The 3536-nt window shown below is 31.8% G+C and carries 3 protein-coding genes; 1 reads left to right on the top strand and 2 read right to left on the bottom strand.

Features of this window, described 5'->3' with window-relative positions; all coding sequences use genetic code 11:
* The first annotated feature begins 753 nt into the window (after positions 1 to 753).
* Positions 754 to 1077, top strand: a complete 324-nt coding sequence (locus KYI10_12830; protein XBW67602.1) for a DUF5626 family protein — start codon at positions 754 to 756, stop codon at positions 1075 to 1077.
* A gap of 158 nt (positions 1078 to 1235) precedes the next feature.
* On the opposite strand, the gene mobV is transcribed toward KYI10_12830, so the two are convergent.
* Positions 1236 to 2405 carry a MobV family relaxase gene (mobV, locus tag KYI10_12580; protein QYA34231.1) on the bottom strand — a complete coding sequence of 390 codons (1170 nt, stop codon included), beginning with the start codon at positions 2403 to 2405 and terminating at the stop codon, positions 1236 to 1238.
* 240 nt (positions 2406 to 2645) lie between these two features.
* On the bottom strand, positions 2646 to 3536 hold the full coding sequence (locus KYI10_12575) for a replication initiation factor domain-containing protein (protein ID QYA34233.2): 891 nt from the start codon (positions 3534 to 3536) through the stop codon (positions 2646 to 2648).

The following is a 3536-nucleotide window of genomic DNA, read 5'->3' as shown; positions in this document are numbered from 1 at the left end:
TAAAAAAACTCCCTTTCTGATTACAAATTTGTAATAAAAAAAGAGCCCTAAACCCACAACATCTGTTTTTATAATCTTGCTAAATTAATTAAAATCATTTATTATTTGGGTATAGATTAATATAAAAACACATTTCATATATTTATTATGAAATTATTTTTTGTCCTCAACCCGTGCCGGCCAAAGCATAGTGGGTTTAGGGCTCTTTTTTTATTCACTTTAACATTACCTACTCCATTATTCTATAATTCTTACTAATTTTAATCATTTTTTCTTCTTTAGAATTTTCGATATTCCTAAAAAAACCCCAAGGAAAACTAAAATTTGAATTAAAAATAAAATCCCTGTAATCATTATTATTCTCCTTTTCCGTAATTTATTTTTATACTAAATTTACAAATAAGATGTATAATTATATTTTAACAAAAACTAAAGGAGGATTATAAATATGTACAAAAAAATCGCTTTATCATCAATTTTATTAGCATCATCGATTATCCCATTAAATATCTCAAATGCTGAAAGTATACTACTTCTCCTGATTTAACAGAACAACAAAAGAATACTCTGTTAAATCAAAAATACACTCCTCAACTAAAAACAGCAAGTTTTGATCTAACAAATCCTAATCAACAAAGTTACGAATATATTGACAAACATGGCAAGAAACAAAAAATAACTTTAAGTGCGATTGACAATCCATTAACACCTGTAAAAGATCCCTTAAAAACAGAAGAAAATAAAAGTACAATAATGAACTATACTACAGGAAGTACTATGTATTTACCCTATGGTAGCTATACAAGAAAAGTAACAGGAACAAGCATAGCAGTCTCAATGGGATTTACAGCAAAAACATATGTTTCAAAAAACACAGCAAACACAAAAATTACATCTGCAACTAATCCTTGGGGACAAGCATGGCTTGGTTCTTTAGATACACCAACATTATCAAGACCTTCAAAAAAATCAGCAAAAGTAACATCTCAATTTACTAATAACGTAGCTTCTACCACAGTTTGGGTTAAAGGTACTATAGTCGAAAATCACAAATTAGTTACAACATATTTCTTATAATTTTATTCCAATTTCCTTTTCGGCAGAAACTTTGACCCCTCACACTCCCCAAAGATGAGCCACCAGGCAAAAAACGCCCTGGTGGGCCCACTTTGTTCAGTGTACATGAGGGGTCTTTTCTTTCCGAAAAGTTTTCTCGGCATAAAAGTCCTCCGAAATCATCTCTGTAACCCTCTATTCTTACTTACATCTTTTTTCTGTTCAGGTCTACGAATTTCGTTTATTTTATCGAAGTAGCGTTTTTCTTCTCTATCAAAGCCTTTATCAATGCCTATTTTAGTAATATCAGCCCCTAATAATTTTTCAATTGCTTCAAAAATCTTTCTAATCATAGTCGCTAATATTGCTGCGTCTCTTGATACTTCAGATAATTTTTTATTCAGAACATCATTTTTCTTTTCTAAATCTATGTTTTTATCCCTTTCTTCCTCAAACTTATCGAAAATATCGTATTTATTCATATACTCAAATCGATTCAAAACTTGCTGTGAAGACTTCGCCTGTTCTGTCAGTCGATTAAAATCCTCTGCAGAAACGATATAATTACCCGTTTTAACCATCTCAGATCCAAATAGACCCGTTTTCTTGTATTCTTCCTCATAATTAATCCTTACAGGCTCTCTGAGCGTCTCTACAGCGTTCTGATAGTCCTCTTTCACTCTTTCTAGTTCTATGTTCATATCGTGCAGTTCTTGTCCTTTAGAAACCATATCTTGCTTGTGATAGCCCGTTATCTGTTTAAAAGTATTAATTTCTTCTCTTTCCTTGCCTGAAATCAATTTTGACGTGCCACGATTCATACGAAAGCCACGCTCATTTACAAAATCATTAAAACGGTCTTGAAACTCTGTCATCGCTTTTTTGTTCCCCAGCATTTCCTTAGCCGATAATCTACCGTCTTTCGTCAACGGAACAAATCCAAAGTGCATATGCGGAACTTTTTCATCGAGATGAACCGTTGCATAAATCAGATTTTCTCTACCGTATTCTTTTTCTAAAAACTCCAAAGAATTTTTAAAGAAATCTTTAATTTCTGAATCAGATTTCTGCTCAAAAAATTTATCATCTGATGTGATAATTCCGTCGATATGTTTTACTGCGTCTGAACGAATTTTTCTTTTTTGGTTATAATTTTGTTCAATTTTTTTCTCAATCACTTCACTAAAATTGATGTTTTTTTCGTTCAATAAATCAAAATTTAAATGCGTCTTTTCAAAATCAATATCGGGATTATTGTAATTTCTATTCTCACGCTGCACATGTTTTTGGATCCCTGTCGTGTTTGTTTTTGATTTTATTTTTTCAACTCTGATGATTGAATAACTCATAAAATTTCCTCCTCTTTTTACGGGCGAGCGTACTTTTTATTTATTAAAGTATAACACACTAGACTTATTTTCACTTCGTTACAATAAATCATTAAGGCGTGTGCTCTGTGAGACTTGTTTTTGCTGACGCAAAAATTGACACTGCGTGTCAAAAAAACACCCTTTTCTGTGCCAGGCACAAAAAAGATCGCCCAAAAAAGTGGGCGATAATTCACTCAAAATTCTTATGAATTTTTTCGTTCAGTAAAGCCAAAAATCAATTTGTTTTTGCAAATTATTTTCGACTTTTCCTAAAGACATTTTCATCAAATCAGTTAAATCAATATCAGATATTTCTTTAATTAATTTTCGATATTTATATTTTGTATGACGTGCTAATTTTCCCCATTCGTTTTCATGAGATAATAACATACAAATAATAGCACGCTCATTTATTTTTTCGATTGTCGTCCATGCAGGTTTCAAAATATGCATATCATCAAAACAATTATTCCATTCATCAACACGACTTCTTTTCAACTCAATTTCAAATCGCCATAAATGTTCAACAGACAAATCAACATCAGCATTATCTTTTCGTTCTTGCTTTTTGTTATAAATTCTAATATATCTGTCACTATCTCTTGCCCCAAAATATTTCGTTTCAGCCTTACCGTCTAAACCATAAAGAACATTTTTCTTAACTGCTTTATCACTCATGATATAAAAATCAGATAAATCTTCTTCAAAGTCAAAAGCCAGATCTAAGCGAGTGAATCCAACATTATCGAGAGCGATGAAAATGTTTTTCTTTAACCAATCAATTTCATCATCATTTAAATTATTTGGATTAAATTCAACCCTAAAATTTCTTCTATCCCAAGCGTCAGCTTTAAATCTATCATGTTCAATATATACTTTATCTGTAAATATTTGACCTTCAAACTTATGCGTTAAGCAATTCCACAGATGAACAGATGGACTATTACCGAGCAAATCAGCCATATACTGCGATTTATCCTTATTCAGATCACCTATCAAAGTCATACGGTCAAAGCTAATTTTTGGTAGGGGGGTGGTCGTAGTTTGCACACTTAACCGGCTATTAGATAGGGCCGGTTCCCAATTTTTTTCCAATTCTTTCTTATTCAC

Source organism: Macrococcus sp. 19Msa1099 (assembly GCA_019357535.2).
In the GTDB taxonomy this organism is placed as follows: Bacteria; Bacillota; Bacilli; order Staphylococcales; family Staphylococcaceae; genus Macrococcoides; species Macrococcoides psychrotolerans.
The sequence above is the reverse complement of the archived record's forward strand: the minus strand, read 5'-3'. Positions and strand labels throughout refer to the sequence as shown.

Bases quoted from the DNA above. Each gene is read 5' to 3' on its own strand.
- KYI10_12830 (XBW67602.1), top strand. From the start codon at position 754: ATGAACTATACTACAGGAAGTACTATGTATTTACCCTATGGTAGCTAT.
- mobV (QYA34231.1), bottom strand. From the start codon at position 2,405: ATGAGTTATTCAATCATCAGAGTTGAAAAAATAAAATCAAAAACAAAC.